Annotated in this window: 3 protein-coding genes; 2 read left to right on the top strand and 1 reads right to left on the bottom strand. The window is 75.6% G+C overall.

Annotated elements, in window-relative coordinates; all coding sequences use genetic code 11:
• Positions 1-177: 177 nt before the first annotated feature.
• Entirely contained in the window at positions 178-711 is a 534-nt protein-coding gene (locus ACFWVC_RS26515) for a DUF1203 domain-containing protein (RefSeq protein WP_384291122.1), read from the bottom strand.
• Positions 712-889: 178 nt separating this feature from the next.
• Here ACFWVC_RS26515 and ACFWVC_RS26510 point away from each other — a divergent pair, with 178 nt between their 5' ends.
• Positions 890-2,869, top strand: coding sequence for a hypothetical protein (locus ACFWVC_RS26510; protein WP_384291117.1), 1,980 nt, complete (start codon positions 890-892; stop codon positions 2,867-2,869).
• A gap of 114 nt (positions 2,870-2,983) precedes the next feature.
• The gene (locus tag ACFWVC_RS26505) at positions 2,984-3,490 is read left to right on the top strand and encodes a GNAT family N-acetyltransferase (protein WP_384291111.1); all 507 of its coding nucleotides are present in this window, start codon (positions 2,984-2,986) and stop codon (positions 3,488-3,490) included.
• The last annotated feature ends 136 nt before the right edge of the window (positions 3,491-3,626 follow it).

Below are 3,626 nucleotides of genomic sequence, written 5' to 3'. Positions count from 1 at the left end.
ACCGGCGCCCCAACGCCAACGTCGACCCCTACACCGTCACCCGCCTCATCGTCGACACCTGCTGCACCGCCCTGGAAAAGGCCGACCTCGTCTGAGGTCCGAGAAGCCTTCCGTCTCCGCGCCGAGGGCGCCGCACCCGTCACGGCGACGGGCGCGGCGCCCTCGGCGCGTGCGGTCTCAGTCCGCGCGCACGGCCTCGTAGAGGAAGCAGCCGTACTCCACGGCCCGCACGTGCACCAGCGCGACCCGCGGGTCCGCGAAGCGGGTGGCGAGCACGGCCTCGGCGGCACCGGCGGCGGCCTCCTCCGCGCTGAGCCGCACCAGGCGGCCGCCGAGGATGCGGCCCTCGGCGTCGTACGAGCGCAGGACCCGCCGTTCGCCGTGGAGGCCGAGCGCCGGGGCGTACCCGGTGCCCGTGGGCGGCCCCGGGCAGTCCTCCGCCGCGGCGTGGACGAAGACGGGACCGGTCTCGTCGTACGGGCCGGGCCGCGCGCCGGTCGCGGCCGCCCAGCGGCGCAACGGGGCGTACGCGACAAGGGCGATGCGCTCACCGGGGGTGCTCCGCCGCAGGCAGCAGCGCAGCGGGGCGCCGCCCTCGGCATCCGCGGAGGGCTCGGGCGTCAGCCCCGCGTCGTCGGTGGCGCGCAGTCGCTCCAGGACGGCCGGGGCGATGGCGCGGACACGGAAAGGGGAGGTGTACGTCGTGGTCATGCCTCCAGCCTCGCCGCGCACGGGCGCGCGGTCCGGCGGAATCCGGACGTCGTACTCGATGCCCGTTCGACCTCACACCTCGTCATATCCCGTGTGGCGATGGATTCTTCCGGGCCTCGACGGATCCGTCCGGCGCGCGGCGGGGTGACCAACCCGGTATTCACTCGTTCTACGGAACGTGACTTCTCAACAAGCGACCGCCACCCGGACCCGGCGCGGCGCCCCCGTGATCGTGGACGTCGAGGAGGCCGAGGCCGCGCTCGTCGAGAACTACCCGCATCTGGTGCGGCTGGCGTATCTGATCCTGCCCGCGGGGCTCGGCAGGCACCGCCGCGTGATGACCGCGCACACCCTGGTGCAGCGCACCCTGCCGAGGTCGGCGAGCGAGCCGGACCCGGCGTCGCTGGGGGTGCCCGGGCCGCGCGGGCCGGTCGACCGGTCCTACGCGCTGATGCGGCAGGAAGTGCTGTGCGCGGCGCTGGCGTTCGAGCAGGAGGAGGGCGCGCGCGGCTGGCTGCGGAAGGCGGCGACGGGCGTCCTGCCGCCGCACGTCTGGGGCCTGCGGCTGCACCCGAAGGCGGGCGGGACGGACGAGGCGGCCCTGGACCGGGCGCTGGCCGGTCTCGACGCCCCGGCGCGGGCGGCGTACGCCCTGCTGGAGCTGGAGAACCTGCGGCGCACCGACGGCCGCGAGGTGCGCAAGCTGCTCGCCGCCGCCGACGCGCCCGACCCGCGGGCCGCGCTCAAGTCCGCGGAGGCGGTCCCGTACGGGCTGCTCGGCGCGGGCGGCTTCGACCCGTGCACGGTGCAGGCCAGGCCGACGGATCTGCTGCGCAGGCGGCAGCACGGCCGGGCAGGGCTGATCGCGGCCGCCGCGGTGGCCGTCACGGCGGTCCTGGTGGCCGTACTGGGCGGCGGGCCGGAGCCGTACTCGGCCGGCGGCTCCCCGAACGCGTACGGCGCGGGATTCCTCGATCCGGCGAAGCTGGTCCGGGTGGACGGCGGCGCGTGGACACGTGCCTCCCGGGTCGACTTCACCGTGTGGCCGGCCCGCGGCGGCCGCGCCAAGGACGCGGCGCTGCTGGGCCGGGCGCTCGACGTCTGGGCGCACCCCGGCGACCGGGTGGCGGTCTCGGCCACCAAGGGCACCACCGAGGGCCTGCCCGCGCAGCCCCCGCAACTGCTGTACGCGGGCGATGTGGATGCCGCCGGCGTGGTGCTGATGTACGACGGCCTGCGGCTCGTGCGCTACGCGGAGCCCCGCGACGGCAAGGGCCAGGCGGCACTGGACTTCACACGGGTGGACGGCGCGGACGTGTCGACCGCCGCCGTGGTGCTGGGCCGGACCGACGGCAACACGCGTTTCCTGACCGCCCCTTGGGTGACCGGGACGGCGTCCCGTGATCTGCTCGGGCCGGGACGGCCCGAGCAGAAACTGCACCGGACGGCGGACGGCGTGACGGACCCGGTGCGGATGCCGGGTGCCGACGGCGGGACCTCCCCGAACGGCGCGAACGGGCCGTGCGGCACATCCTGGCCGGCACTGCAGTTCCAGGCGGCGGAGGGCGTGGGCACGGGCCGGCCGTTCCTCCTCACCGACCTGGGTGACCTGGTGCCGGTGCACCTGACGTACCAGCCGGTGGGCGGCACCGCACCGGTCGAGGCCGACGGCAAGGACGCCCTGGCGAGCTGGGCGCGCACGGCCTGCCACCTCGGCTCGATGCGGGGCATGGGGGTGCGCACGGTCAACGCCTGGCAGTACGCCCAGCAGCGGCTGCCCGAGGACAACGGCCAGGCGGCCTGGGTGTGCACCCGCGCCGACACCTGGACGGGCACGGACGGCCGGGCCCTGGCGCTGTTCCTGCCGCCGGTCGCCGAGCCGACGAGCCCGGGCGCGCCGGTGGGCCAGAGCACCAAGGACACCGGGGCATGCGGCCGTTCGGTGCCGCGGGTGCTGGCCGGGGTGCTGTGGAAGTCCACGGCCGGGCACTGGTACCTGCTGGCCGCGGGCAGCCCCGACGTCGCCCGGATCACCGCCACCGGCGGCGTGACCGGTGCCGCGCAGGGCCCGACGATGGCGGTACCGGCGAAGCAGGGCGCCCGGGCCGAACTGTCGGCGGTGCTCGACTCGGGCACCGACATCACGACCCTGCGCTGATCCCTCCGGGCCAGGTGGTCCGGTGGCCCTCCCCCGCCACCGGACCACCTGGCCGCTGAGCCCTTCGGAGTGCGCCCGGCGGGGGCCCGGGAGGCGGTCGGCGACAATGGCGGCATGAACGACCTCGGTTTCCGGCTCGCGGACCACTCCGACGCCCCCCTCCTCGTACGGCTCAGGGACGGGGCCGCACGCTGGATGCTGGAACAGGGCATCGACCAGTGGAAGCCCGGCGAGCTGGGCGAGGACCACTTCCGGGCCCGCATGGCCGAGGGCGAGGTGTGGCTCGCCGAGAACGGCGGCCGGATCGTCGGCGGCTGGGAGCTGTGGTGGACGGACGAGCCCGCCTGGGGCGTGCGGCCGCCGGACGCCGGGTATGTGCACCGGCTGATGGTGGACCGTGCGACGGCCCCGCGCGGCGCCGGCCGGGCGATGCTCGCCGAGGCCGAACGCCGCATCGCCGCCGCCGGACGCCACTGGGCCCGGCTGGACTGCGTGGCCGGCAACGCGCGGCTGCGCGGCTGGTACGAGGCGGCGGGCTACACGGTCGCCGGGGAGCAGCCGCGCAAACAGGGCGGCAAGGGCAGCCCGTACGCGGTCACGCTGCTGGAGAAGAAGCTGTAGAAGCGCAGAAGCGGAGCGGCCCGCCCGGAGGTCCGGGGGGGGGGCGCGGCGCCCCCAAAACGCCCCAGAGGGGGCGATCGGTGGGTTATAAAAAAAAGAAGCGGCCCACGCGATTTTTGGGTTTTATATAGGTGGG

The sequence above is a fragment of the Streptomyces sp. NPDC058691 genome, from assembly GCF_042714775.1.
GTDB lineage: Bacteria > Actinomycetota > Actinomycetes > Streptomycetales > Streptomycetaceae > Actinacidiphila.
Note: the sequence above shows the minus strand (reverse complement) of the source record. Positions and strands in the feature narration are given on the sequence as shown.